The sequence below is a fragment of the Micromonospora sp. LZ34 genome (assembly GCF_052981855.1).
The window spans coordinates 84032-109597 of the sequence record NZ_JBRIQN010000024.1 but is presented as its reverse complement, the minus strand read 5'-3'; the positions used below and the strand labels follow the sequence as shown (position 1 = coordinate 109597).

Sequence of the window (25566 nt, the reverse complement as noted above, 5' to 3'; positions counted from 1 at the left end):
CGACCAGCGACACGGAGGAACCCGGCCCCGCGCCGGGCCCTCAGCATCCCGCCAAAACAGCGGCAATCACGCGAATCGGACTCATCGAGAAGCGGCTATGAAACCGCACTCAAGTGAAAGACCGAGGTTAGGAAGGAGAACGGGGCATACAAGCGGCTTGAGTGGTGGGGCGGCTACCGGCAGGCCGGGCACGCCGCCGGCGCGGCTGCGCAGTTGGCCTACCGCCAGGCCAAGGAGGACGTGGTCAAGGAGCTGCGCGGCAGCCTGCACGACGCGCTGGAGCGGGTTGGGCTCGGTGCCCTGCCCAACCCGGCGCCGTTGAAGCCCGACCCGTCTGTGCTTCCGCTCGACGAGGACATCGAGGAAGCCGAAGACTGACGCGGAGGCCCCAGGGCAGTACCAGAATCGGCGAAGCGTCCATGGCCCCCGTTGGGTCAGCGCCGTTCGTCGGTGAGGCGTACGACGAGGACGGTGCCGTCCCGGCCGACCGACACCACTCCGTCGGTGGGCCGGGTGGCCGACCATTTGCGGAAGGTGCGCGGCGCGGCCCGCAGGTACGGCCCGATTCGGCCCTCGGTGAGGTGCCGGTACAGGTCGGCATCGACGCCCCGGAACACCTCCAAGGTCCTGCCGCTCGGCAGTGGCGCCCGGTAGCGGGTGCCTTCGGCGCTCAGGCCGTTGCCCAGCGGCAGCGTCTGGGCGGTGCTCAGTGCCCAGGGCGGATCCAGCTCGAACAGCGTCGGCTGTTCAGGGGCGGGCATCTCGCCGCGTTGGCGGGGTGTGGCGTAGGCGCGGGCGGCGGCGTTGTCGCCCGCGAAGAGCAGGGTCGTTGCCGCCGCGGCGCGGGTCAGGATCTGGGTGAACCAGCCGCGCCGCTCGGCGGGTACGTCGAACACGTCGGGTCGTCCGGGCGGCAGCTCGTCGGCAGAAGTGACGGCGGTGTCGCCGGCCGGGGGAGCATTGTCCGTCGGAAGCTCCCACGTGCGGGCCTCGTCGGCCGGGGCGGGGCGGGGCCGCCAGTCCTGGTCGTCGGGGCGGGCGCTCAGCAGCTCGTCCAGGTCGTCGTCCGCGCCGGACCACAGCTCGTCGTCACTGGGCGGGTCGAGCACGTACGAGGTGATCCGGGTCTCGGAGAGGCACGAGGCGACCATGAGCGACGACTGGCTGCGCCCCGCCACCCGTAGGGCGTCCACCTGCACGGCGGCGCGGGCGAGCTGCCCGTAGGCGAAGCTCGGCGACTGGTGGGTGCCTTTGCACTCCAGGACCACGATCTTCACGCCGCTGCGCCGGCCGGAGCTGTGGTGCCCCAGCAGGATGTAGTCCGGTCGCTTCTTGGTCTTCGACGTGGTGTCCACCTCGCCGACGCCGTCGAGGAAGCCGGCCTTCAGGGCGACCTCCGCGTCGACGGCGTGGAAGTCCCAGCCCGGGTGCTGCCGGCGCAGCACCGACTTGGCGACCACCAGCGCCAGCCCGATGCCCAACTGCTCGGACTGTGTCACCTTGTGGTGGTACACGACAGGCCCGGCATGCCGGGAGAGGGCGAGGTGGCCTTTGTGCGCGGCTAGCGTCGCGCAATAGCGGACGTGGGCCCAGTGCCGGGCCACCTGGGCCAGGGGCGAGGCGGTCAGGAACGTGGTGGCCACACCCAACTCGTGCAGCACCTGGGCGGGGCTGGTCAGCAGCGGTCCGCCGACATGGACGACCGTCGGTGGCTTGCCGTACCGGTACGCCTCGTGGCTTCCGGCCTTCTCCTTGGCATACCGGAGCACCTCGGCGACGACCTGCTCGGAGGACTCGACCGCGAGCACCGACTCGCGGCCGAGGGAGCGTACGAGCGGCTCGAAGTTCACGACCACCCCCGGTCTTGACGTAGCACATGAACCCAAGCACAAAGCGTGTTCGAGGGATTGCACAATGTCAATGCGATGGGTGGGGGCATCAATCGCTAAGAGGTGAGCGCACGGCGCCGCACCCGCGCGGCGATCCACTCCCTCCGGTAGGCCGGAAGCTCCGTACGCACCACGCTGGCGAACTCCCGTCGCAGCGCGGCGATGTCGACCGGGCGTCCCGCCAGGCGGGTGCACAGCTCCACCAGCGGCCAGGACATGTAGTGCCCGAAGCGCACCGCGTAGACGCCCACGGCGTGCAGCGAGAACCTGTCGGAGTAGTCCAGCAGCACGTACCCCAGCAGTTGGTCCAGCTCCTCCCGGGCCAGCTTGGCGGCCCGGCTGCCGTCCGCCCGCGGCCTGCCTCCCTGGCCGGCCTTGAAGTCCGCCAACACGCCACCGACGATGAGGTCGGCGTCGGCGTTGAGGTCGGCGCTGCCGTCGAACGTCGTCCCGGTTACCACCGGACCGGACGGCAGGGCCGGCAACAGCCGTTCGACCGCGAGGTCCCGCATGGCGATCAGATCGGCGACCTCGTCGGCGTTGGCCAGCGCGAGCAGGTCCGCCGCTTTGCTCTCCGGGCCGAGCCGCATCAGCCGGGAGCCGTCGATTCGGGGTGACCGGTACAACTCCACCAGCAGCGCCAGGGCGTACGACAGTCGCGCCCACCACTCGTCGGAGCGATCAGCGAATCGGGCAGGGTGGATCTGCTCGACGACCCTGCCCTCGTCGTCGATGGCGCCCAGGTCGTGCAGTAGTTCGAGGCCCGCCTGCCGGCACGGGATGCGTCGTGCGCGGAGCCCGGCTGCGGCGAGACCGACCGAGGGGGCCGGGTCGACCACGAACCGCAACCACCAATCGATGGCCGCGCCCTGGGTTCCCAGCGCGACCGCCGGGGACGGCAGCACCCGGGCGATGCCGGCCGCCTCCCGGTAGTCGGCCTGTACGTCCTGATGGTGCGGAAACGTCGACCGCAGCCACTTGGCCACCGGGCTCTGAGGGTTCTTCACCTCGGCTGTCAGCGCGGACATGAGTTCCCCGATTGTGTGGAGGGACGAGAGCCGTCGCCGGCGGTCATCCGAGTTGCTTGGCGATTGCTGGCAGCAGCTGGGTCAGGTCGATCAGCTCGACGTGGCCCGCCGGGCCGGCGGTGAAGTCGCGGATCGGCACGTCCAGTGAGCCGAACCGCTCCTCGAACCGCCGCCGCAGCACCGGGGAGGACCGGTTCAGAGCCCAGGCCGCCGAGCCTTTCGCGGTGCGCAGAAAGTGGATCGCCGGCGGCCCGGCGACGAAGAGTTGGGCCCGTCGGCCGGACTGGTCCAGCGCGAGATGCACCAGGTCGGCGAACGCGCCGCGCTGGCGCATCGCGTCGGCGCCCTTCCAGACCGACACCTTGAACTCGGCGATCCTGCGGTCGGTCTCCAGGTCGTACGGGCGGCTGGGGTCGTTGCCGGCCGCCAGCGACGGCCGGCGCAGCACCCGCTCGCCATCTTCGAGGATCAGCGGTGCGACCTGCGTGATCACAGCGGCGTGGATGATGTCGCTCAGCCGGCCGGCGTGCTTGCGCACCAGCAGCGCGGCGAGCAGGAGGTCGAGGCTCATCCCGGAGTCCTTGGCCAGTTCGGCCGCCGCCGGCTGGTCGGCACCGTCCATCCGCGTTTCCAGGTCGGCGATCCGTCGGGTCAGGTCGGCCGAGCCGATGAAGGTGAGCAGCGTCGCGAACGCCTCCGCCGGATCCACCCCGGTGTCCGCCGCCGGGACCGGAGCCCTCGTCTCGGGCTGCCTGACTTCGGCGGGCATCCGGCTTGTCGTGAAGCCCAGCGCCCGGAGGTGCCGCAGGGCCGTGTGCGAGGTGAACTTGTGCCGGGGTACGCGCAACGCGGCCTCGAACACCTGCTTCACTGGCCATCGCGCATCGTCGACCTCGACCCAGTGATCGCGGATGTCCTCCCGGATCAGGTCCGTCAACCGGGTCCGGACCGTGTCGGCGTCGAAGTGGTACGTCTGGCCGTTCAGCCTGAACGTGTGGATCATCGCCCGCTGCGCTTTCCCTCGGCTGCAGGTCGTCGGCAGCCTAGACGGTGATCGACACGAGAGGTTGTCGCGAACCCGACTCATCCCCGCGCTTGGGCCGGGTTTCGCGGACTGGGGCCGGGTTCCCCGCGAGGTGCTGTGCCGCTCGCTGTCAGGCCAGGTCGTGCTCCACCGGGCTGGTGTTGAGGATCCAGGCGAGCGGCATGGTCGCGCGGACGACGTAGTGGTCGCCGTCCAGGTGCTGCATGGTGACGGTCTGGGCCTGGTCCTGGTCGACCACCCAGTACTGCGGGATGCCGGCGGCGGCGTACTCGTTGCGCTTGGTCACCGTGTCCACGCCCTCGGAGCCGGGCGAGATGATCTCGACGGCGAGCAGCACATCGGCGACCGGAAGCCAGACGCCGTCGGCCTGGGCCTTGCTCCAGACGACCAGGTCGGGGATGCGGCCGCCGACGCCGCCGTGCCGACCCGGGATGCGCAGCCCGACCGCCTGGGCGATCCGGTCTGCCGGCACACCGCCCTGGGCGAGCCACACCATGAGCCGGGTCGCGATGATGGCGTGGGCGTATCCCGGTGGCGGCATGATCGAGAGGACTCCCTCGGGGCTGATCTCGTACCGGTGGTGTTCGTCCGCGGCCATCATCGCGGTGAGGTCATCGAGCGTCACGACCGTGGGCATGTGCCTGCCAACCGCCTCTGAGCTCATGCGGGCATCGTACCGGCCCGACGCCTGGGTCCGGGCACGCCGCGAGCCTTGCTGGCTGTCGCTCCTGACGGTGTCGCGAATCCGACTCGGCCTGCGATCGTGGCTTGTCGTCCAGGTCAGCGCCGGTAAGGAGTGAAGTAGCATGCGGCGGTGATCCGCTCATGAGGCCGACCATCGCCGCCGACACCCTGCGCCGGACCCTCACGCAGTACCTGACGACCACCTTCGGCCTGACCGAGGAGGGCGTACGCCAGGGCTTGGAGGGCTTCCTCTCCCACCCGGAGCAGGGCATCTTCCGCGGCCCGTACCTGCGGATTCGCACCCCCTTCCGCCCGGCGGAGGGGGAGTGGCGGGCGTGCCTGGACTGGGCGCCGGCCGACTTCATCCCCTACCTGCACCAGGCGAAGGCCTTCGCCCGGCTGTCGACCAAGGGGAAGTCGGCGGAACCGACGCTGATCACCACCGGCACCGGCTCCGGCAAGACCGAGTCGTTCCTGATCCCGGTGCTCGACCACTGCCGGCGCCAGCGGCAGCAGGGGAAAGCCGGCATCAAGGCGATCCTGCTGTACCCGATGAACGCCCTCGCGACCGACCAGACGCAGCGCATCAACGAACTGCTCGCCGACCCGGCGCTGGCCGGGGTCACCGCCGGCCTCTACATCGGCGACGTTGCCGCCATCGAGTACCCGCATGTGTTCACCAAGCGGTCGGAGATGCGCCGCACCCCGCCGGACATCCTGATCACCAACTACAAGATGCTGGACCTGCTGCTCCAGCGCGCCGACGATCTCCCGCTCTGGGAGGGGGCCGAGCCGGCGTACGTGGTCCTGGACGAGTTCCACACCTACGACGGCGCGCAGGGCACCGACGTGGCGATGCTGCTGCGGCGGCTCGCCGCCGCGCTCGGCCTCGACGAGCCGGACCGCCCGCTCGGGCCGATCTGCCCGGTGGCCACGTCCGCCACCCTGGGCGAGGGCGGCGGCCGGGACGGTCGTACCGCGATCCGGGAGGTCGCCGAGCAGGTCTTCGGCGTCGCCTTCGACGCCGGGTCGCTGGTGGGGGAGGATCGGTACGAGCCGGGCGAGTTCATCGCTCGGCAGGACTTCAGCCTGCCGCTGCCCAGTCCGGAGCAGCTCGCCGCCGTCGACGACCGCGACTCCGAGCGGATGATGGCCGAGGTTGCCCAACTGGTGCTCGGCGAGGCCTGCCTCGACAATCCCACCCGGCTCGGTGAGCTGCTGCGCCAGCACCCGTTGACCAAGGCGGTGCTCGACTCGCTGCAGGCGCGGCCGGGCACGCTCGACGAGATCATCGATGTGCTGCCCCGCAAGAACGCCACGGGCTGGGGCAGCGCCATGAAGACCCGCCCCGAGGTCACCGCGAAGGCACTGGCCCGCTTCGTCGGCCTGTTGTCCATGGCGCAGAATCCGGACGCGCCGGGCCGTCCGCTGCTGAACATCGAGACCCACCTGTGGGTTCGCGCCGTCTCGCGGCTGCTGCGTGGCACCTCCCACCAGCCCGCGTTCGGCTGGTACGGGGAAGCGCCCCGGGAGCTGGACCCGTACGCCCCCGACGCCGACGTGGTCGTGGCCGGCAACCGCTACCCGCGGCTGCCGGCCATCTACTGCCGGCACTGCGGCCGCTCCGGCTGGATGGCGCTGTCGCCGGAGAAGGACCCGGAGGAGTTGGAGACCGACCCGGACAAGATCTACCGGGCCAGCGTGGGCCGGGACAAGCGCCGGGTCCGCGCGTTGGTCGCCGCCACCGAGGATGAGATCCGCCAGCGACCGGGCGGTTTGCTGGTCCTGGAGTACGGCCGCCGGGTGCGCCCCTTCGACCCGCAGCGGGACCGGGAACCCAGCGACGACGGGATCGTCGTGCTCGGTGACCTTTCCGCGATCGACGCGGCGGAGAAGGACCGCTGCCCCTCCTGCCAGATGGATCACGGCATCCGCTTCCTCGGTGCCGGCCTGGCCACGCTCGCCTCGGTGGCGATCACGCAGCTCTTCACCGGCGGTGAGCTGGACGAGCGCGAGAAGAAGACGCTGCTGTTCAACGACTCGGTCCAGGACGCTGCACACCGCGCCGGTTTCGTCGCCAACCGTTCGTACGCCTTCTCGCTGCGCTCTCTGCTGGCCGATCAGCTGTCGCCGGGCGAACCCGTCGGGCTGGACGACCTGGTCGCGAGGATGGTCAAGGAGGCGGCGCAGCCGGAGATCCTTTCCACCGTCGTCCCGCCCGACCTGCACGACCAGCCGGGGGTCGACAGCCTGCTCGCCGGGGAACACACCGGCAGCCGGGAGACCTGGTCGCTGATCAGCGAGCGGCTCGTCTTCGCCACCGTCATGGAGACCGGGCTGCGCTCCCGGCAGGGTCGCACCCTGGAGCTGACCCGCAGCGTCGCCGTCGAGGTCGCCCTCGACGCCCCCGCGAAGGCCGCCGCGATCTGCGGAGACGTCCACCTCACCGGCCCGGGCCAGCTCGGCGCCGCGCCGCCGGACGACGCCCGCTATCTCGCGTTCCTTCGGGGTCTGTTGGAACGGCTGCGGACCCGGGGCGCGGTCTACCACGAGTGGCTGGTGCCGTACCTGAAGCGGGGCGGTACTCGGTGGCAGGTCTGGGGTGGCCGCCCGGCCGGTATGCCCGCCTTTCCGAAGGGTCTGTCGGCGCCGGCCTTCCTGCTCGCGACGCCGAAGTCTCGCTCCGAGTTCGACGCGGTCACGGCCCGCGGCAACTGGTACCAGGACTGGACGTCGCGGTGCCTCGGCATGGACCTCGGCGAGACCGGCACCTACCTCACCCGCCTGCTGCCGGCCCTGGCCGCCGCCGGCATCGTCGCCGCCGGCGACACCGAGGACGGCAACACCGTGTACGGGCTGATGCCTGGCCACCTGCGGGTCACCCGCCTCGACGACACCGCTGCCGTGCTGGCGGGCGTCGGCTGCGACACCTGCCACTGGCAGCAGACCGAGCACCCCGACCGGGTCGCCGACTGGGTCGGCCAGCCGTGCCGGCAGTACCGCTGCCGGGGCCGGCTCCAGGCCGCCCACGACGACACCGCGCCGGACGACTACTACCGGCGGCTCTACCTGGAGAGCTCGGTCTTCCGAGTGGTTACCGGCGAGCACACCGGCATGCTGACCCGCGCCCAGCGGGAGACCGTGGAGAAGGAGTTCCGCGAAGGCCAGCGGTACACCGACCCGAACGTGCTCTCCTGCACGCCCACCCTGGAGATGGGCATCGACATTGGCGCGCTCTCTGCGGTCGTGTTGGCGTCCCTCCCGCACGGGCCGGCCAACTACGTGCAGCGGGCCGGTCGCGCCGGCCGCAAGAGCGGCAACGCTCTTGTGCTGACCCTGGTCGGCCGCAGCGAGCGGGACCGCTACTACCTGACCGAGCCCAGGGACATGATCGCCGGGCAGATCGTGCCACCTGGCTGCTTCCTTTCCGCTGTGGAGATCCTGCGCCGGCAGTACCTGGCGCATCTGATCGACCTGGCCGCCCGTGGCCGGCTGCCCGGCGTGCTGCCGATGCCGCGGCGGGCACACGTCCTGTTCGGCCCGAGCGGCTGGCTCACCAACCTCGCCGAAGCCGGCCGCCGCGACGGCGCCCGGCTGGTCGAGGACTTCCTGGCGCTTTTCGGGGACAGGGTCCTGCGGGCCGCCGCCGACCAGCTGCGGGAATTCGCCGTCGACGGGATCGTCCACCGGGTGAAGGAGGCCGATGAGGCCTGGGAGGAGCGGCTGGCCGATCTGCGGCGCCGGCTTCAGGAGATCGCCACCGCCCGGGGCACGCTCGTGCAGAGCGACCCGGACCACGCCCGCGAGATCAGGATGCTCAAGGCGGAGGAGGCCGCCGTCCGGCGGCGCCTTCGGGAGGTCAGCGCCGCCGCGGCGCACGGCACCCTGGTCGAGTTCGGGCTGCTGCCCAACTACGCCCTCATCGACAGCCGCACCGACCTGGAAGCCACCCTGACCTGGGAGGAGCAGACCGACGGCGACCGGCGGTTCCACAGCGAACTGCGCGAGTACGCCCGCCCGGCCCGCCCAGCGCTCGTCGAGATCGCCCCCGGCAACAGCTACTACGTGCGCGGCTACAAGCACGAGATCTCCGGACTCGACGTCGGCCCGCCCGACCGGCCCGCGTACGAGCAGTGGCGGATCTGCGCTCAGTGCGGCTACGTGCGCACCCACCTGGCCAAGGAGGACACCAGCGCCTGCCCGCGCTGCGAGGACCGGGGCATCGCCGACCACGGCCGGCTCTTCCAGGTGATCCGGCCGACCCGCGTCTACAGCCGCGACAAGCGCGACGACGCCCGGATCCGCGACGACAGCGACGACCGCGACCGCCGCTTCTACGCCACCACGGTCGCGGTCGACATCGATCCGGCCAAGGTCGAGGCGTCCTGGCGGCACGCCCGCGACACCTTCGGCGTCGACTACAGCCGGCACGCCATGATCCGCCACTTCAACCTCGGCGCGCAACGCTACGATCGGGCCGCCGAACTCTTCGCCGGCGACGAGGTGCGAATCAACCGGTTCCACACCTGCATCTCCTGCGGCGGCACCACCGTGGACGGCCTCCCGGCGGCCAGCCAGCAGTTGGCCGCGCAGGCCTCGGGCGCGACCGTCGTGCCGGGCGCGGAGCATCACCTGCCCTGGTGCCCCTACCGGCGCTCGGCGGCGACGCCCGACACCCACGTCGACCTCATCCTGGCCCACCAGTTGGAGACCGAGGCGCTGCGGATCCTCATCCCGGCGGCGACCGCCATGGTGCAGGAGCGACTGCTGTCCTTCGCCGCCGCGATCCGCCTCGGCATCGCCGCCCAGTACGGCGGTGAGCCCGCCCACCTGCAGGCCGTCCCGGCCACCATGCCCGACGGCCAGAGCGACGGCAACCGCAACTTCGTGGTCGTCTACGACACCCAGCCGCAGGGCACCGGTTACCTTCACCGCCTCGCCAAACCGGAAGAGTTCCGCGCCGTCCTGGAACTGGCCCGCCAGCGCATCGCCGACTGCGACTGCCGGCACGAAGCGAAGCCGGTATGCCACCGATGCCTCCTTCGCTACGCCCGCAACGAGCACTTCGCGCTGATGAGCCGCGACGAGGCGCTGGGCATGCTCGACAAGCTCCTCGACAGCTGGGACGTCGAGGAAGGCACGCGCACCGATGAGATCTCGCTGATCCACCAGGTGGAGAGCGAACTGGAGCTGCAGTTCCTGACCAAGCTGCTGGCCCTCGGCGAGACGCCGAACTCCGGGCTGCGCATCGACCGGCGACGGGACCACGACGGCGCCCGGATCGCCGACCTGCGGTTCATCAGGGACGGCGGACAGAGCGTCACGCACTGGCAGATGAAGCTGCAGAACACGGTCAAGGGCACCCGACCCGACGTGCACTTCAAACGCCTCGACGCGCCGTCCCCGGAGGTGGCGGTCTACCTCGACGGCTTCAAGTACCACGCCACACCGCAGTACAACCGCCTGGCCGACGACGCCGAAAAGCGAGCCCGGCTGCGCGCCCACGGCTACCTCGTCTTCGCCGCCACCTGGGACGACGTCAAGACCTGGGGGAACGCCGAGGGACAGGGGCGGTGGACGCCCTACGGCGGCGTCTGCAAGCAGGCGGCACGGGAGCGGTATCGGCAGTTCCTGCCCGGCGCGGACCCGGATGAACTCGAGGAGACCACCTGGGTCAACCCGATCGAGCAGCTGATGCGCTTCCTTGCCGACCCCGATCTCACCCGGTGGCAGCGCAGGGCCGAGGCGACGCTGGCGGGCATGCTCAAGCAGGCCCGCGACAACAGCCACACCGACTCCGCTGGCGTCGCGGATCGGCTCCTCGCCTCGCTGCGCGGCGAACCCCTACCCGGGCCCTCCGCGCAGCGCCACATCATCGTGGGCCGCGCTCACGACAACGCCGACTGTGCGGTGACCGTGATCGTCGACGGCCGCAGCAAGCCGCTGCCGACGTGGTCCGCACTCACCGTCGTCGACGACCTGCCGGCCGCGGTTGCAGGCGAGGGACACAAGCAACGCTGGGCAGCCTGGCTCACCTGGGGCAACGTTATCCAGTTCCTCACCAACGGTGGCGGGGACGCCGGCCAGCTCGCGGTCTCCACCATGGACGCCTTCGATCTGGCCTCCATGGCGGTCACCGAAGGAACCGGACTGGTGTTCACCCAACGCGCGCTGCCGCTCGACGAGGAGACCGCCACCTGGCTCGGCGTCGCGCCTCAGCCAGTACCCGCCCAGCGGGAGCCGGTCGACGACGAGTCGCCCTGGCGCGAGGTCCTGCAGTACCTGGATCGCGACGAGACCACGCTGGAGCTCCTTGCGCAGCAGCTTGCGCAGCAGAACGTGCCTGCGCCGGTGGTCGGTTACGAGCTGGGCGACCAGGCGTGGCCCGCCGAGCTCGCCTGGCCGGAACAGCGGATCGCTATCGTGCTCACCGGTCCGCCGGATGACCCCGAGACCGAAGACCGGGACCGGGCGTACGCCGAGGCCGGCTGGCACGCGAGGACCGCGCGGGAATGGTCCGTTGAGGAGTTGGCGGCACAGCTTGCGGCGAATGGGGGAGAAAGCTGATGAACACCGAAGCGACGCTGCGGATGCTGGACCGCGCCGACAAGGAGGTCATGAAGCTCACCCGCGCCGACATCGGAGCGGTCTACGAGTTCATGCACAAGTTCCGGCACAACCCGGAGAACCCGGGACTCAACCTCAAGTCGCTCAACAGTGACTCCCGGCTGATGTCCGCGCGGGTCAACAAGGACTACCGAGCGCTCCTTCTCCACATCGCCGACCGTGACTACCTGCTCGTCGCGGTCAAGCACCGTGGCGAGGTGTACGACGACCTTTCCCGGTACGCGTACCGGATCAACCGGGTTACCGGCGGCATCGAGGTCGTCGACCTAGCGCCAGTCGGCGACAGCATCGTCGGCCGGGTCGTGCCACCGGACGCCGATCCGAAGCCCGCGCAGAAGCCGCTCTTCGACGCGTACACCGATGCCCAGCTCCTGGAACTCGGCGTATCCGAGCCGCTGCTGCCGCAGATCCGGGAGCTCACTACCGAGGCCGAGCTCCTCGAACTGCTCGACCGGGCACCGCAGCTCACCACCGACGTGCTCTTCGCGCTCTTCGACGGCACCCCGTACGACGAGGTGCTCAAGCAGGTCACCGACCCGGTCCGCGCCGACGAACCGGTCGACCCCGAGGACTACGAGGCCGCGGTGGAACGCCCCGCCACGCAGGTGACCTCCGATGACGAGGCGTTGCAGGCGATGCTGGGCGAGGCGTTCGAGCGGTGGCAGATCTTCCTGCACCCGACGCAGCGCAAGCTGGTGGAGCGCAAGTACAACGGCCCGGCACGGGTCGGCGGCGGGCCGGGCACCGGCAAGACCATCGTCGCCCTGCACCGGGTAGCCCACCTCGCCAGGCAGTTGCCGCCCGGCACGGACAAGCCCATCCTGCTCACCACCTTCAACCGGAACCTCGCCGCCGACCTGCGCACCCGGCTGTTGGCCCTCGGCGGCCAGGAGTTGGTGGCGCGCGTCGACATCGTCAACATCGACCGGCTGGCCAGCCGGGTGGTGACCGAGGCCAAGGCGGGCGGGAGCCGGCGGGTCGTCGACGACAACCGCGTCGCCGAGCTGTGGAGCGAGTTCCTCATCGAAACCGGCGAGGCCGGCTGGGACTCGGAATTCCTGGCGGCCGAGTGGACCCACGTCATCCTCGGCCAAGTGCTCAACTCGCGTACGGACTACTTCAAGGCCCGTCGCCCCAACCGCGGCCGCAGCCTGACACGCGTCGAGCGCGACCAGATCTGGCAACTGACCGAGCGATTCACCACCTGGCTCGAGGGACGCGGTGTCTGGACCTGGCGCCAGGTGGCCCAGCGCGCGGCTCGCCTCGAGATGGACCGCGCTGCCGCCGGCGACGGCGCTTCCGGCGAATCCTCCGGCGGCTTCCACCGGCCGCGCTACCGGCACGTCGTCGTCGACGAGGCGCAGGACCTCAGCGCCGCCCACTGGAAGATGCTGCGCGCCATGGTCGCGCCCGGCCCGGATGACATGTTCCTCACCGGCGACACGCACCAGCGGATCTACGACAACCACGTGACGCTCAGCAGCCTGGGCATCAACATCCGTGGCCGCTCTTCCCGGCTCACCCTGAGCTACCGCACCACCCGACAGATCCTGGCCGACGCTCTGCAGATCATGACCGGCGAGGTGTACGACGACCTCGATGGCGGCGAGGAGAACCTCGCTGGCTACCGCTCGCTGCTGCGTGGTGGTCAACCGATCTTCCGCGGAGCACCGACCTGGGCGCAGGAGCGAGACCTGATCGCCGAGCAGCTGCGGCAGTGGGGAAACCCGACCGACGGCTCGGTGGCCATCTGCGTACCGACCAAGGACCTCGCGGCGGAGGTGATCAGCCGGCTGGAAGCCGACGGCTTGCCGGCGGTGGAGATCGGACCCGACGGTCCGAAGCAACCCGACGGCGTCCACGTCGGCACCATGCACCGGTTCAAGGGGCTCGAGTACCAGCGCATGATCATCGCCGGAGTCAGCGACGGGCTCGTACCCCGGCAGATGATCAACCGGTACCGAGACAGCGACCCCAAGCGCTACCAGCGTGAACGCCAGCGCGACCGGTCGCTGCTCTTCGTCGCCGCCACCCGTCCCCGCGACGAGCTCGCGGTGTTCTGGCACGGCACGCCCAGCCCCTTCCTCACCAGTCGGCTTGTCCAGCGACAGCTACCGTGAGCACCGGCCCCGCAGTCGCAGGGGGCCGTGGCGGAGAGCAGGAGGCTAGGAGTGCAGGCGGGGGACCGCATCGGAGACCGGTACGAGCTGACGTATCCGGTCGGACGCGGCGGAATGGGCCAGGTCTGGGCCGGCTTCGACGAGCGACTCGACCGGCCCGTGGCGATCAAATTCCTCCGACAGCTAGAGGTACCGGAGGATGAGCGTGAGATCGCGGTTAAACGGTTCCGGCGCGAGGCGCGAGCCACCGCCCGCCTCGATCACCCCGGTGTGCCAGCCGTCCACGACCTCGGCGTTCACGGCGAAGACCTCTACCTCGTCATGCAACTCGTGCCCGGGATCGTCCTCGCCGACCACATCGCCGAGCAGGAACAACTACCTGTCAGCGAGGCGGCATCCATCGCCGCGCAGATCTGTTCCGTGCTCGCCGCCGCCCACGCCGCATCCCTCGTGCACCGCGACCTCAAGCCCCAGAACCTCATGATCACGCCCTCCGGTGTGGTCAAGGTGCTCGACTTCGGCGTCGCGGCACTGCTCGGCCCGGCCGAAGCGTCGCGCCTCACCGCCACCGGACGCGCCCTCGGCACACCCGCCTACATCGCGCCCGAACAGGCCCAAGGCAACCAAGTTGGACCAGCAGCCGACCTCTACGCCCTGGGATGCATCATCTTCGAAATGCTCGCCGGGAAACCTCCGTACGATGCGGCGAACGCCCCCGACATGCTGCGTCAGCACCTGCACTCGCCGATCCCCATCATCACCGAGTACCGCTCGGACGCACCCGACGACCTAGCGCATGTCGTCTACTGTCTTTTGGCCAAACAGCCGACGGAAAGGCCGGCATCGGCTGCCGAGGTTCAGCAGCTTCTCGCCCCGTTCCTCCACAGCAGCGGCCGCCTTGGGACGGCAGCCACCTGGGCGGACACACCGAACGCCGTTGCTCCGCCGTCTGCTGCCATCTCCGTGCCGCCTCAACGATCCCAGCAGGCCCTCGCCGAGTTGCGGGCACAAGCACAGGAGCTGGCGGAGAACGAGCGCTTCGTGCAAGCGGCGGAGCTGCTGCAGCGGGCCCTCCGGTCAGTGCCCGATGATCATGACCCGCTCGCTGCGGAGATCCTCGCTCTACGACTGGACCTTGCCAACCTGTACATGCTCGCAGGTGACTTCCGGCAGGCCCGTCAGGCGTTCGAGGCGCTGGCTCGGGACCTGGAGCAGTCGGAAGACGACCACGACCTTGCCGAAGAGTGCCGCGAACAGGCGATGGCTTGCCAGCTCGAGTTGGGCGAGTCAACCGGGACCGCAAGGCCGACCATCATCCGCTAGCTCTCGGATGCCGCCGCCTACGAAAACAGACCGAAGCACGTGGCTAAACGCATTGCCAGGCGCGCTCTCGCCGTGCGGCCTGAACCTCAGTCCGTCGACCTGACGAGTTGCATGAACGCGGCCCACGCGGCGGGGGAGAAGATCAGCACAGGTCCGACCGAGTCCTTGCTGTCGCGTACCGCCACGATGCCGGGCAGGTTGTCGGCGACCTCGACGCAGGCACCGTTGTTGTCTCCGCTGCGCGTGCTCTTACGCCACTTGGCGCAGGCCAGATCAGCCATGGTGGACCTCCCCGATGATCTTATTGATGAGCTGCCTAGATTCTCCCTCATCGAGGGCCAGCGCATCGAGGCTCGACCACACCCTCTCGTAGGTCCCAAGCTCCTCCGCACGATCGAGATAGAGCGCGCCCGTCAGGGACTCGCAGTACACGACCGACGGCTCCGGGGTTGTCCGGTTACCCGGCGGGAAGTCAAGCATCATGAAGGTACCGGCAAGTGCTCCGTACTGCGCTCCAGCGGCCAGAGGCAGCACTCGAATCGAGACGTTGGGCAACCCGGCAATGTCGAGCAGGTGATCCAACTGAGCCGCCATTGCAGCACGTCCACCCACACGGCGGAGCAGTACTGCCTCGGACAGCACCGACTCCAGACGCGGAGCCTTGGGCAACTTCCGGGTCAGAAGGCCCTGCCTCTGCCGCCGCACCTCGAGCACCTGCTCGAATTCCTCCTCGCTCATGTCCAGCCGGTTCTGGTAGACGCCCCGGGTGTATGCGGGGACCTGTAGCAGACCGGGCACCAGTGACTCGTCATAGCCGCGAAGGCGCGAGGCGGCGGACTCCAGGCCGACGTACATCTCGAACCAGTCCGGGATCGCTAGGCCGTAGGCATGCCACCATCCTTTGGCCTTGGTCTCGCTCGCGAGGCCGATAAGCGCACCAGTCAGCTCGGGCGTCGCGCCGTACAGCTCGCACATGGCCTTGACGTCGATGCTGCGCACGGGGCCCAGGCCGCTCTCGATACGCCACATCTTCTGCCGGCTGCACTGCAGCGCCTCCGCCGCACCGTCCAGCGTCATCCGCGCCTCGGTGCGCAGCTCTCGCAGCGCCCGCCCGAGCTGCCGCCTCGGGACTGTCGACCCCATGTCGTCGGCCATCCGCTCTCGACTCCTTCCGTGTTGCTTTTTGTTACACCCGCACGCCATGCTTGAAACACAGAAACGTTGACCGGTGGTCAGTTGAGAGGCAACTATAAATCGTTGCGATTGCGCCTCTGACCATACAAGACGGTTATGGCAGGGTCCATTAGCGCACGATCTTCATGAGTGCGTGTGAGAATTTGAGCGAGTCATGGAGTGTTGGTCGAGCCGAGGTGACGATGGAGTGCCTGCCCGATCCCAAAAGACGCACGTGGAGTTGCTCTCTCCGATGAGATCGTCAAGTCGCCAGCGCAACCGACTACACGGCGCGCGGCAGCTACTGGAGCCGCGCCAGGACCGAGGTGCCCGCAGTATGCCGACGTAGAGGCTCGAGATGCTCGACTCGGTGTGATCGTGCTGCCAGCCCTCGACGTGGCTCCCGCGCCAGTCTCCCGCGCATCGCCTCGGCCATCTCCGGTGACACCTTGTGCAGCTCGCGAATGCTTCGGCAGCGGCCGCATGGACTGAACGGAAGCTCGGATTCGTTGCGCCGGGTCGCGTTTGGACGCCGTCGGCGCGAACTGTCGTGCCAGCTGGCCGAATAGTCGACGCGTACCTAACCCGTGCCCTGCCAATTCGGTCCTGCTGTTCCCTCGTGCAACATCCTGTGATTCGTTTCTGCAACGTCTGCAAGTTCCAATAAAGAAAGCTCACCAGTCTGCCAAGAATTCTGTCGCGGAACGTTGCGCATACGCATTGAGCTGTCTCACGATGGCCACAAGGCGGCGGCCGGGTAACCCCCGTGACCGGCCGCCGCCGTCATGACAAAGCCCCGATGAGCAGCCCTGGTTCCGTGCCGCTGGGGAAAGCCGCGGTGTCAGGGCGGGGTGAGCCCGCCCGTGCGGGGCGGGCGGGCCCACCCCATCCACGACGAGGAAGGAATGCCGCCATGAGCCTCCGAAACCAGAGACCGGTCCCGGCAAGCGATGAGGCGACTTACCGTTCCGCGGCCTACACCAGCCTGCTGCCGTGGCAAAGTGCGCGATCGCCGTTTCCAACCGACCGGGCTCGGAAGGCGCGGCCTGAATCCCGACGACGTGTACGCCTTCCTCGACCAGGTCGCCACCGACATGGCCGCCCTCTACGCAGCTCTCGGCGAAAGCCGCCGAGAAACCATGCGAATCAAGGATGCGCTGCGTCGCTGGCAGTCCGCGCAGGCCCGCACCGTTGCCAAGGACGGCCGCCGATGACCCAGCGGTACGTCATCCACCTGCCCGTCGTCGCCGCTGACCTGGCCGCCGCGCAGCGCCTGGCGCGGGTCGTCGGTCGCTGGCTGACGGTACTGCCGATGATGGATCCGGGGGAGATGACCATTTCCGAGGAGGACCAGCAGTTCCTCCGCCATCGCGTCTTTTGCGACCTGCTGCTGCCTGGTGGGCGGCGCTGCCTGCTGCGCGCCGACCACGACGGCGAGTGCTCCCGCCGGCTGCGCCGCTGACCCTGCCCCACCGTCGACGCAGTATCTGGGCCGGGCCGCCTCCGCCCCACCTTGACTGACAATCGGCTAACGTTCGCCCGTGAGTGACGTGCAGCCGAACCCGGCAGACGAGCCGAAGGCCGCTGCGGTTACTCATGCCGCAGCTGCCGTGACTTCGGACGATCACTATTGGAGAGCGACCAAGATGCGCAGAATTACGATTCACGTCGATGGCGTGAGTCCAGCGCGCTACGCGGACATCGTCAACGCCATCTGGGCGCAGATGAACGCCATCGGCTGCGACTTCACCGTCAGCCCCGACGAGCGGGCTGTGCCGGCCCAGCTCGACAAGCGCTGGGACGAATACAGCCAGGTGTCGTGGGAGGAGGGCGGTCGACGCGGCACGCCGCAGGCGATCGCGGCCGGTGCCGACCGGCCCGGTGCCCGTGATGATGCCGAGTCGGCAGGATGACGTAGTCGAGTGGGAAGCACCACGGACTCTGCGGAGCGCGCCTGCATCAACTGCGGCGAGGCCGTCCACGGCCCGGCGAACTCGCGCCGTCGCGGCCCGGACATTGCCTGGTTCGTCCACTGCCATCCGTGCGCCGCCCTGATCGCGGATCAGATGGAACCGCTCAACCTCCTTCCAACAGATAGTGGTGCCGACATCCACCGGTGCCGACACTGTGGCGTCCACCGGGTCTGTCGCACAGGATGGCGGACCCGGTGTCATGTGTGCCTGGACGAGCGCTCCTCTGGCCTGGCCCTGGCCGCCGGCCAGCAGCTGCTGTCTCAGCTGCCGAACGCACCCGCCCTCGCGGATCAGCTACGCCGGTTCGCCGGCCTGACCAACACGGACGCCATCCCGGTGCGCGCCGCCGCTGAGTTTCGGGCCGCGATCGCGCTCGGTGAGGAACTCGACCGGCACCGCCGCGACGGCTGGACTGATCTGACCGGGGACGTCCACGGGCTTCCGTGGTTCGGCAAACGGCGAGGAACCTCGACTCACGGGACCTGGGGTGTCCACGTCCCCTGCGGGTCATGGCAAAGGCTTCGCGACCGGGCCTGTCCAGAGTGCCCGTCGGAGCTGGGGAGTCGGTCGTTCGCAGCGCTGCGTGATACCTCATACCTGCTGTATCTGGTCCGGCATCGCGGACTGCTGAAGTTCGGAGTCGGCGGTGCGCCCCGAGTTCGCGAGCACCTGAGAGCGGGCGCGGAACTGGTGGAGGTCCTCGAGGGCCGTCATGCCGACGTCATCGCCGCCGAAGCCATCCTCAAGCGGCAGAAGCGGGAGGCGGCGATACCGCTCAGGGTTTGGCGGACCTGGCGGATGCCGGCATCCTTCGGGGCGGGCACGGAGGTTGTCGTTGCCACTGTTCAGATCCGGCTTGCGGATGTCCTGACCGACAGCCGAGACGTCACCGATCGCTTCGGGGGGTAGGCGCTGCCTGGTCAGCCCGTCGGACCGGGAATGTCCTTGAACGCGCCGTACGACAGCTTCCTGCCCCTCAGAATGATCAAGAGATGTGAGCTACTGAACACGACCCTCGGCTGCGGTTGTGTCGTTCCGACGAGGTGACAGTGTCTCCGTCCGTGTCCATCACGACGGCAGGTGCGCGGTTCCTCGCGGCGTTCAACGACATCGAGAAACACATCCGATCGAGCCTGCGCGTGGACGTCAGCGTCGGGTTCGCGCAGTTGGTCCGGGAGTACGCCGACAAGAAGCGGCTGCCGAATCACCACAAGAGCGCCCTGGTGGCGTTTGCTGCGCTCCGGAACGCGATCAGCCACGGTACCTACTACGGCGGTCGGCCGATCGCTGAGCCGGTAGAGGCTGTCGTGCTGGAGATCGAGCGGCTCCGGCAGCAGATCCTCGAGCCACCGCTGGCGCTGACCGTCCTCGGTTCCGGCAAGGTCTGCGTGGTGCAGCCGGACGACCCGATCAGCGCCGCACTGGACCACGTCCGCACCTTCGGGTACTCGCAACTGCCGGTGTACGACGGCGACGGCTATCGCGGCGTCCTGACCACCAACGCCATCGCTCGGTGGCTCGCCGACCAGCTGACCAGGAACACCGGGATCGCGGAGGAAGAGCCGGTCTCGCAGGTGCTCGCGTTCGCCGAGCCGGGGGAGGACGCCCTCCTGGTTCCCAGGACGATCACGGTGGTGGATGCGATCGACAAGCTCAGCCGAGGCAGGCAGGGCGGGCAGTTGAGCGCGGCGCTCATCATCACTCAGAACGGGAACAGCAAGGAGAAGCCGCTGCGTCTGGTCGCTCCGTACGACCTTCCCGCACTGACCGCAGCCCTCGCCATCACCTGAGTCCTCCGGTTCCTTCCGGATTCCCCCGGCGGCGCCGCCGAACCAGCGACGCCGCCGGGGGAATCCGAGGGAGACGCTCAGCCGAGCGGGCTGAAGCTGCGGCCGTCGAGCACGTTGATGAGCTCGTCGTCGCGGGTGACCTCGTAGCCGCGCTCGCGCAGCTCCGCCACCAGCTCGCCCTCGCGGTCGAGCGGGATCTCCAGGTAGTCCCCGTTGAGCGCGGTGAATCGGCGCTCGCCGAACTGGTCCTGCAGGTCCTCGGGGAGCAGCTTGAAGGCCCGCTCCGTGACCATCGGGGGCCAGTCCCCCTCAGCGACCGAGTTCAGCTCATTGATCTCGAAGGGCTCGTTGTCGGCGGGATCCTCGTCGGGGAAGTAGTCATCCGCGCCGGCAGGATTCGACAAGTGAATCATCCGGACCTGGCGCGCTTCTCCCCAGGTACGGGCAGCGGCGAGCGCCTTGATCTCCGAGGCCTCCTCGACGGCGGTGTTCGCGTCGGCGAAGGCGAGGCAGTCGTGCAGCTGCGCGTGGCCATAGACCAGGCGGCGGGTGGTCGGGTGGTGCGTCGTCATGGCGCACATCGTGCCGTGCAGGTACGACATCCAAGATCAGGTGTTGATGTGGAGACCGGAAGCGGGACTGGCCATTTCATCGACCGGACGGGCCAAAGATGATCACGAAGGGCTGACGCTGACCTGCGGACCGGGCAAGCGATCTTGTCCGGTCGGGCCAGCCGCCCGCGGCACCTCCGCTCCTAGCCTGGTCCGCACAGCACCGGCCGGCACCTGCGCAGGTCATGCGCAGGGAGCGGTGCTACCGCGGCGCGCGGCCGCCGCCGGCGCCGCGGGTGACGGGGGTGAGTGTGGGAATGGGAGCCGAACGCAAGCTCATCAAGGTCGTGCAACACGCGCTGTCGCGGGGGCCGATGTCGCAGGAGGCGCTGCTCGCGGCGCTCCGGCAGGCAGGCGTGCGTACCGACAGCACAGATCTCTACATCGCCTGCGCGACGCACGGTCTCGCCGACCTGAAGGGCGATAGCTGGATACCGCGAGGCTGGGCCGCCCCGGTAACCGAGACGGCACCCGCTCCTCCCAACCGGCGCCTACCGGAACCGCCTGCTGCCCGGCGGGCGGCCGCCGAGGTACGTCGGCTCGCCTCCTCGATCGGCATTCCCCTGGACGAGCCGACCCCACCTGTCGGGCCGGTGCCCGCCGCCTGGCCGCAGATCGCCGAGCAGGCCGCAAGGGCGCTGCAGGAGGAACTCCGAGCCGTCACCGACAAGCGCACCCTGCAGGATGTGCCGGTCAGCGGTGGCTTCGTGGTCGCGGAGACGACGTCCCGGAAGCTGATGCGGTTCGAGGCCGAGGGCGATCTCGGGGTGTCCGAGGGCACCCAGGCGACGCTCGTCGTCGATGGCACACCGATCGACGTCGAGGTGGTGTCGGTCTTCGGCAACGTGGTGACGCTGTCGGTGCCACCGGGGGCTACCGTGCCCGAAGAGGCCGTGCTGCGCTGCGACCTCTCCTGGCTGCTCTCCGCGCAGAGCAAGCGCCTGCGCGAGTTGGTCAATGGTGGGCCGGGCTTCAACGCCGACGCCGCCGCGGCCCTGTTGACCGGCGGGCGGGCCGTCGCGCCACATGAGCTGCCGACCGTCGCAGCCGAGCACCTCAACCACGGCCAGCGGTACGCCGTCCAGCTCGCGCTCACCCGTGGTGTCACCTGGCTTTGGGGCCCGCCGGGAACGGGAAAGACCACCACCATCGGCACCCTCGTGGCCGAACTCTGCGTACGCGGACTGCGGGTACTGCTTACCGCTCCCACCAACGCCGCCGTCGACGTCGCGGTCGGCGCGGTACTGAAGCAGATACCCGAGCTCGCCGGTGGTGGCCTGGTCCGACTCGGCCAGCCCTCCGACACCTCCCTCATCGGCCGCGCCGACGGGCACGTCCTGATCGACGAGATCGCCGCGAAGCGCGGCGAGGCCCTGGCTCAGCTGCGGGTCCGTGAGGGACAACGGACCCGCAGCCTGCGGGAGCGGCTCAAACCCATGGAACGGCGACACGCCAGCCTCACCGACGAGGAGCAGGAACTGCGGCTGACCCTGGAGCGGGACCTGGCCGACGCCAGCGCCCTGGTCCGGGAACTCGACGAGTCCCTGCACTACGTCCGCCGGCAGGTCTGCCGGGAGGCAGAGGTGGTCGCCGCGACCTCGCACCAGGTGGTGCTGAGGACGCTGCGCGAGCTCACCTTCGACGTGGTGATCCTCGACGAGGCCAGCATGACCACCACGGCGCTGGCGATGATCGTGGCGGGCGCGGGCAGCGGCCACACCATCGTCGCCGGCGACTTTCGGCAGCTGCCGCCAGTCGTCGTCGCCGATACGCCGTCCGCACAGGAATGGCTGCTGAAAAGCCCGTTCGAGAAGGCCGCCGTGGACCTCGCGGTGGGCAGGAAAGCACCACCGGACCGGCTCGCGGCGCTCACCGAGCAGTACCGCATGCGGCGCGACATCAACCACGTCGTGAGCGAGGCGTTCTATCCCGAAAGCCCGCTCGTCACCGCTGCGACGGTTCCCAACAGGCCGCGAAACAGCAGGGCGGACTGGGCCGACGGAGAACTCGTCCTGCTCGACACCTCCCGGCTGGGCGCGCGGACCGCGCGGAAGCAGGGCATGTCCTCCCGCTACAACCTGATGCACGCGCAACTCGTTGCCGGGCTCCTCGCCGACTCAGGCGGTAACGTGTCCAGCCTCGGCGTCATCGCACCCTTCGCCGCGCAGGCCCGTTTGCTGGAGTCGCTCCTTCCGGAATCGGAGCTGGAGGGCTGGGCCGCCTCGACCGTGCACCGGTTCCAGGGCGGCGAGCGGGACATCGTCGTCTACGACAGCGTCGACAGCGGCATTGGCGTACGCCCGCTGCACCGCTGGTTCACCGAGGGCGAGTCCGGCGGTGACGGTGCCCGGCTGTTGAACGTGGCGGCGAGCCGCGCCCGCGACCACCTTGTGGTGGTCGCCGCCTTGGACCAGTTGCACCGGCGTCGCACCACCAGGGACGCGGTGTGGCGGTTCTTCGCGAAGCTGCTCGATCGGGGCCAGGTGGTCCCGTGGGAGACGGCGCTCGCCTACCCGGCGGTGACCCAACGGGTGAACGGTCCCGTCACGGAACTTCTCCGTCACGACCTGGTGGGCGCCGGGACCGTGGAGATGTGGTTGCCCCGGGCGCCGCTGGTCGGGCTGCGGTCGTTGATCCCAGCGCTCAAGCTGATCGCCGAGCAGGACGTCGAGACCGAACCGGTGACGATCTGGGTGGAACCGGACCCGGACGGCTACCTCTCGGCCGAGGCGATGGAGGCCCAGCGGGGCGGGCTTAACATCCGCCCCTGCGTGCCGATCCTCGAATCCAGCGCCGTCATCGACGACGTGGTGTGGACGTCGACCGGGTCGCTACTCGGCCCCGAGCCCGGCGTGGTGCTACGGACTCGGCACGCGGCTTTCGCCGACGCGGTCCGAAGGGCACAGCGGAGGCGGCCCGGCATGGCACCAGGCAGCGGGCAACTTGGCGATGACTGCGGTCGCTGCTCGCGCACGTTGGTCCGATTCGAGGTGGGCCGGCGCGGCCTGCCGACGGTCGGCTACGGCTGCCTGCACTGCGACAGCATGAAGCGGCGCAGCGGCGTTGCGTCCGAGCGGCAGCTGACCTGGGGACGTCCCTGATGCCTCGCGGAGCCGACGGCGGCGCCTGGGCGAAGCCCGCGCCACTGCGGCGCGAACCAAGCAGGTCATCCGATTGAGGCCCTGACTACGGTCTCGGGGTCATCGAGGGCTACCAGGAGCCGCCGTACGACGGGCCGGAAACATTGGTCAAAGCGGACTGGCCCGTGAGGGTGTGCCCTCCAGTCCACGTTAGAAGCTCACGACGAGGGTGAAGACGCAGACAACCAGCATGCCGGTCGCGTTGACGAAGAGGTTACGGCCGAAGTCGCGGGCACGAATGTGCATCGCGATCGCCACGATGAAGTACAGCACCAGCGCGGCCGACGTGATGAGCCCGAGGTACGGCACCCAGATGCCGGCGATGAGGCTGGCAGCCGCTGCGAACTTGACTGGGGAAATGACCCACCAGTAGCGGCGGGGCCAGTGAACGTCCTCCAAACATCTCGCGATGAACGCCACCGGACGCAGGCACAACAGAGCGTCGCCGACCGAGATCACCGCAAGAAGGATTACGGGCCAGATCGGGTCAGGGAGGGCTGACATCAAACCAACGTACCATACCGTATGGTATGTTGATCTTATGTCGACGCGCGAACGGTGGCTCACCGCAGGCCTTGATGCGCTGGCGGCCGACGGTGCGTCGGGTGTCCGCGCCGACCGCATCGCGGCCCGCCTCAAACTGACGAAAGGGTCTTTCCACCATCACTTTGCCGGGGTGGAGGACTATCGCCGGGCGCTGCTGGAGCGGCACGAGCAGGACCAGCTGGCGCTACTTGACCGCCTCGCCGCGGAACTGGAACAGGTCCCGGCCGATGCCGCTCTCGGCGCCTTGACCGACCGCCTGACCGGCCTGTTTGATGCCGACCTTGAACGGGCGGTACGCAGTTGGGCGGTCACCGATCCGGCAGCCCGCGCCGTACAGGAACGACTGGACGGCACACGGCTCGAGTTCCTGCACCGCACGTGGGCCCGGATTCTCCGTGATGAGCGGCGGGTGCACATCGCTGCCCTCGTTCCCCACCTCATCACGATCGGTGCCAGCATGGCCCAGCCACGCCTGCCGGCCGAAGACCTGCGCGCCGTGTTCGATCTCCTCTCCGAGTTGGCACCCGGCCTACGGATCCCCGAGGCGTGACCAGTCGCGCCAGATGTGCCGTCACCCGATCCTGCGCCCGGCCGGGTAGCCGGGTGCTCCCGCTACTTGACGTCGGGACGCTCGCGGAGCACCAGGAGCCACCGGTTGATCGCCGCGGCGATGGCCGGATCTCCTTGGTGCCCCTGCAAGACGCGTGCCAAGGTCAGCGCGGGCCGGGCGGCCAGGCCCGCATCGCCTCGTCAACGACGTCGAGCAGCTGCGCGCGTGGGGCGCCGGCGTTCGACATGGCCGAGAGTCCGTGCCAAATGCACTGGACGTACGCGGTCAGGGCTGCGACGGACGTCGACCGGGGCAGCTCGCCCGCCCGGACCGCCTGCTCGATCCGCTCGCGCAGCGCGTCTGCGTCGGCCTGTTGGAGCCTGGCGACCGTCTGGCGCACGTCGATGGTGTACCGTCCGCCGATCATCGCGGCGCTGGTCGTCAGGCGCAGTACGTGCGCTTCGTGGCGCATTACGGGTTCCGGCCTGACTTCTGTGAGGCCAAGGACCCGGAGTCCAAGGGCGCGGTCGAGGCCGCAGTGCGCCTGGCGAAGTCGGACCTGGTCGTGCCCGCTGACGACTTCGGCGGCGACCTGAGCGTGGCCAATGCCGCCGCGGTCGCGTGGTGCGCCGAGATCAACGCGAAGAAGCACAGCGAGACCCAGGCGATCGCCGATGATCGCCTGGCCGTGGAGCGTGACGTGCTGCGGCCGCTGCCGTCACTGCGGTTGGAGAGCCGTCGCGGTGTCAGCCGCAAGGTCGACAAGCTGTCCACGGTGCGGATGTGCCGAGGTGACGACGCCGGCCAAGCGCGACAGCTCACTGAGCGCGACGAGCCCGCCGAGGATGCCCTCGCTGTCAGAAGCCGTGGTGCAGACGAGCCGCGCGGCGGCGGCCGGGCTCCGGGTGGCTCGCCAGGCATAGAGGCGCTCGGCGAGGCTGGCGGCGCCAAAGCCGTAGGGCATCGAAATTTGGCCGATGAGGACATGCGCTAGGTGACTGGTGTTAAACGATGGCTGCCACCGGCGTGGCGGCCATCGTTTTCTATCTATTTCAGGTAGTTTGCTG

20 protein-coding genes and 1 pseudogene are annotated in these 25566 nt (G+C 69.3%); 12 read left to right on the top strand and 9 right to left on the bottom strand.

Annotation, left to right across the window (positions count from 1 at the left end; genetic code table 11):
• Positions 1–240: 240 nt before the first annotated feature.
• A complete protein-coding gene (locus tag ACVCAH_RS23815) occupies positions 241–378 on the top strand; it encodes a hypothetical protein (protein WP_447138412.1) in 138 nt (45 codons plus the stop codon).
• Positions 379–434: 56 nt separating this feature from the next.
• On the opposite strand, the gene ACVCAH_RS23810 is transcribed toward ACVCAH_RS23815, so the two are convergent.
• The 4 genes from ACVCAH_RS23810 to ACVCAH_RS23795 all read right to left on the bottom strand — a co-directional run bounded on the left by ACVCAH_RS23810 (position 435) and on the right by ACVCAH_RS23795 (position 4626).
• Positions 435–1850 (bottom strand): hypothetical protein, encoded by a 1416-nt coding sequence (locus tag ACVCAH_RS23810; RefSeq protein WP_447138411.1) that lies wholly within the window; start codon positions 1848–1850, stop codon positions 435–437.
• 95 nt (positions 1851–1945) lie between these two features.
• Positions 1946–2917, bottom strand: coding sequence for a hypothetical protein (locus tag ACVCAH_RS23805; protein ID WP_447138410.1), 972 nt, complete (start codon positions 2915–2917; stop codon positions 1946–1948).
• A 43-nt stretch (positions 2918–2960) separates the two neighbouring features.
• Positions 2961–4004, bottom strand: coding sequence for a hypothetical protein (locus tag ACVCAH_RS23800; protein ID WP_447138409.1), 1044 nt, complete (start codon positions 4002–4004; stop codon positions 2961–2963).
• Between the two features lie 67 nt (positions 4005–4071).
• Positions 4072–4626: a Uma2 family endonuclease gene (locus ACVCAH_RS23795; RefSeq protein ID WP_447138408.1), complete on the bottom strand. Its 555-nt coding sequence runs from the start codon at positions 4624–4626 to the stop codon at positions 4072–4074.
• A 161-nt stretch (positions 4627–4787) separates the two neighbouring features.
• Between ACVCAH_RS23795 and ACVCAH_RS23790 the strand changes: the two genes are divergently transcribed.
• The 3 genes from ACVCAH_RS23790 to ACVCAH_RS23780 are packed head-to-tail and all read left to right on the top strand — an operon-like array spanning position 4788 to position 14716.
• A complete protein-coding gene (locus ACVCAH_RS23790) occupies positions 4788–11213 on the top strand; it encodes a DEAD/DEAH box helicase (RefSeq protein ID WP_447138407.1) in 6426 nt (2141 codons plus the stop codon).
• Positions 11213–13393, top strand: coding sequence for a UvrD-helicase domain-containing protein (locus tag ACVCAH_RS23785; protein ID WP_447138406.1), 2181 nt, complete (start codon positions 11213–11215; stop codon positions 13391–13393). Before ACVCAH_RS23790 ends, ACVCAH_RS23785 begins: the two co-directional genes overlap by 1 nt.
• Before the next feature lie 51 nt (positions 13394–13444).
• The gene (locus tag ACVCAH_RS23780) at positions 13445–14716 is read left to right on the top strand and encodes a protein kinase domain-containing protein (RefSeq protein ID WP_447138405.1); all 1272 of its coding nucleotides are present in this window, start codon (positions 13445–13447) and stop codon (positions 14714–14716) included.
• 86 nt (positions 14717–14802) lie between these two features.
• Here the strand turns inward: ACVCAH_RS23780 and ACVCAH_RS23775 are convergent, their stop codons facing one another.
• Together ACVCAH_RS23775 and ACVCAH_RS23770 are read right to left on the bottom strand one after the other, a co-directional pair.
• Positions 14803–14997 (bottom strand): DUF397 domain-containing protein, encoded by a 195-nt coding sequence (locus ACVCAH_RS23775; protein WP_447138404.1) that lies wholly within the window; start codon positions 14995–14997, stop codon positions 14803–14805.
• Positions 14990–15871: a helix-turn-helix domain-containing protein gene (locus tag ACVCAH_RS23770; protein WP_447138403.1), complete on the bottom strand. Its 882-nt coding sequence runs from the start codon at positions 15869–15871 to the stop codon at positions 14990–14992. Before ACVCAH_RS23770 ends, ACVCAH_RS23775 begins: the two co-directional genes overlap by 8 nt.
• 931 nt (positions 15872–16802) lie before the next feature.
• Between ACVCAH_RS23770 and ACVCAH_RS23765 the strand changes: the two are divergent.
• The 5 genes and pseudogenes from ACVCAH_RS23765 to ACVCAH_RS23745 all read left to right on the top strand — a co-directional run bounded on the left by ACVCAH_RS23765 (position 16803) and on the right by ACVCAH_RS23745 (position 19652).
• A pseudogene (locus ACVCAH_RS23765) lies at positions 16803–17103 on the top strand (DivIVA domain-containing protein).
• On the top strand, positions 17100–17351 hold the full coding sequence (locus ACVCAH_RS23760) for a hypothetical protein (RefSeq protein ID WP_447138402.1): 252 nt from the start codon (positions 17100–17102) through the stop codon (positions 17349–17351). The pseudogene ACVCAH_RS23765 and the gene ACVCAH_RS23760 overlap by 4 nt, the downstream one beginning before the upstream one ends.
• 79 nt (positions 17352–17430) lie before the next feature.
• Positions 17431–17802, top strand: coding sequence for a hypothetical protein (locus tag ACVCAH_RS23755; RefSeq protein ID WP_447138401.1), 372 nt, complete (start codon positions 17431–17433; stop codon positions 17800–17802).
• Positions 17803–18063: 261 nt separating this feature from the next.
• The gene (locus ACVCAH_RS23750; RefSeq protein ID WP_447138400.1) at positions 18064–18771 is read left to right on the top strand and encodes a hypothetical protein; all 708 of its coding nucleotides are present in this window, start codon (positions 18064–18066) and stop codon (positions 18769–18771) included.
• A 152-nt stretch (positions 18772–18923) separates the two neighbouring features.
• A complete protein-coding gene (locus ACVCAH_RS23745) occupies positions 18924–19652 on the top strand; it encodes a CBS domain-containing protein (RefSeq protein WP_447138399.1) in 729 nt (242 codons plus the stop codon).
• 77 nt (positions 19653–19729) lie between these two features.
• Here the strand turns inward: ACVCAH_RS23745 and ACVCAH_RS23740 are convergent, their stop codons facing one another.
• A complete protein-coding gene (locus ACVCAH_RS23740) occupies positions 19730–20224 on the bottom strand; it encodes a hypothetical protein (protein WP_447138398.1) in 495 nt (164 codons plus the stop codon).
• Between the two features lie 284 nt (positions 20225–20508).
• Here ACVCAH_RS23740 and ACVCAH_RS23735 point away from each other — a divergent pair, with 284 nt between their 5' ends.
• Positions 20509–23364, top strand: coding sequence for a DEAD/DEAH box helicase (locus tag ACVCAH_RS23735; protein ID WP_447138397.1), 2856 nt, complete (start codon positions 20509–20511; stop codon positions 23362–23364).
• Positions 23365–23553: 189 nt separating this feature from the next.
• On the opposite strand, the gene ACVCAH_RS23730 is transcribed toward ACVCAH_RS23735, so the two are convergent.
• The gene (locus ACVCAH_RS23730) at positions 23554–23862 is read right to left on the bottom strand and encodes a DoxX family protein (RefSeq protein ID WP_447138396.1); all 309 of its coding nucleotides are present in this window, start codon (positions 23860–23862) and stop codon (positions 23554–23556) included.
• Positions 23863–23944: 82 nt separating this feature from the next.
• Here ACVCAH_RS23730 and ACVCAH_RS23725 point away from each other — a divergent pair, with 82 nt between their 5' ends.
• A complete protein-coding gene (locus tag ACVCAH_RS23725; RefSeq protein ID WP_447138395.1) occupies positions 23945–24499 on the top strand; it encodes a hypothetical protein in 555 nt (184 codons plus the stop codon).
• 163 nt (positions 24500–24662) lie between these two features.
• Here the strand turns inward: ACVCAH_RS23725 and ACVCAH_RS23720 are convergent, their stop codons facing one another.
• Positions 24663–24926, bottom strand: coding sequence for a hypothetical protein (locus ACVCAH_RS23720; protein WP_447138394.1), 264 nt, complete (start codon positions 24924–24926; stop codon positions 24663–24665).
• Positions 24927–24953: 27 nt separating this feature from the next.
• Between ACVCAH_RS23720 and ACVCAH_RS23715 the strand changes: the two genes are divergently transcribed.
• A complete protein-coding gene (locus ACVCAH_RS23715; protein ID WP_447138393.1) occupies positions 24954–25493 on the top strand; it encodes a hypothetical protein in 540 nt (179 codons plus the stop codon).
• Positions 25494–25566 lie beyond the last annotated feature (73 nt).

Excerpts from the sequence above, each read along its gene's own strand:
- ACVCAH_RS23805 (WP_447138410.1), bottom strand. The coding sequence starts at position 2,917 with ATGTCCGCGCTGACAGCCGAGGTGAAGAACCCTCAGAGCCCGGTGGCC.
- ACVCAH_RS23800 (WP_447138409.1), bottom strand. The coding sequence starts at position 4,004 with ATGAGTCGGGTTCGCGACAACCTCTCGTGTCGATCACCGTCTAGGCTG.
- ACVCAH_RS23795 (WP_447138408.1), bottom strand. The coding sequence starts at position 4,626 with ATGAGCTCAGAGGCGGTTGGCAGGCACATGCCCACGGTCGTGACGCTC.
- ACVCAH_RS23790 (WP_447138407.1), top strand. The coding sequence starts at position 4,788 with ATGAGGCCGACCATCGCCGCCGACACCCTGCGCCGGACCCTCACGCAG.
- ACVCAH_RS23785 (WP_447138406.1), top strand. The coding sequence starts at position 11,213 with ATGAACACCGAAGCGACGCTGCGGATGCTGGACCGCGCCGACAAGGAG.
- ACVCAH_RS23775 (WP_447138404.1), bottom strand. The coding sequence starts at position 14,997 with ATGGCTGATCTGGCCTGCGCCAAGTGGCGTAAGAGCACGCGCAGCGGA.
- ACVCAH_RS23770 (WP_447138403.1), bottom strand. The coding sequence starts at position 15,871 with ATGGCCGACGACATGGGGTCGACAGTCCCGAGGCGGCAGCTCGGGCGG.
- ACVCAH_RS23760 (WP_447138402.1), top strand. The coding sequence starts at position 17,100 with ATGACCCAGCGGTACGTCATCCACCTGCCCGTCGTCGCCGCTGACCTG.
- ACVCAH_RS23740 (WP_447138398.1), bottom strand. The coding sequence starts at position 20,224 with ATGACGACGCACCACCCGACCACCCGCCGCCTGGTCTATGGCCACGCG.
- ACVCAH_RS23725 (WP_447138395.1), top strand. The coding sequence starts at position 23,945 with ATGTCGACGCGCGAACGGTGGCTCACCGCAGGCCTTGATGCGCTGGCG.
- ACVCAH_RS23720 (WP_447138394.1), bottom strand. The coding sequence starts at position 24,926 with ATGATCGGCGGACGGTACACCATCGACGTGCGCCAGACGGTCGCCAGG.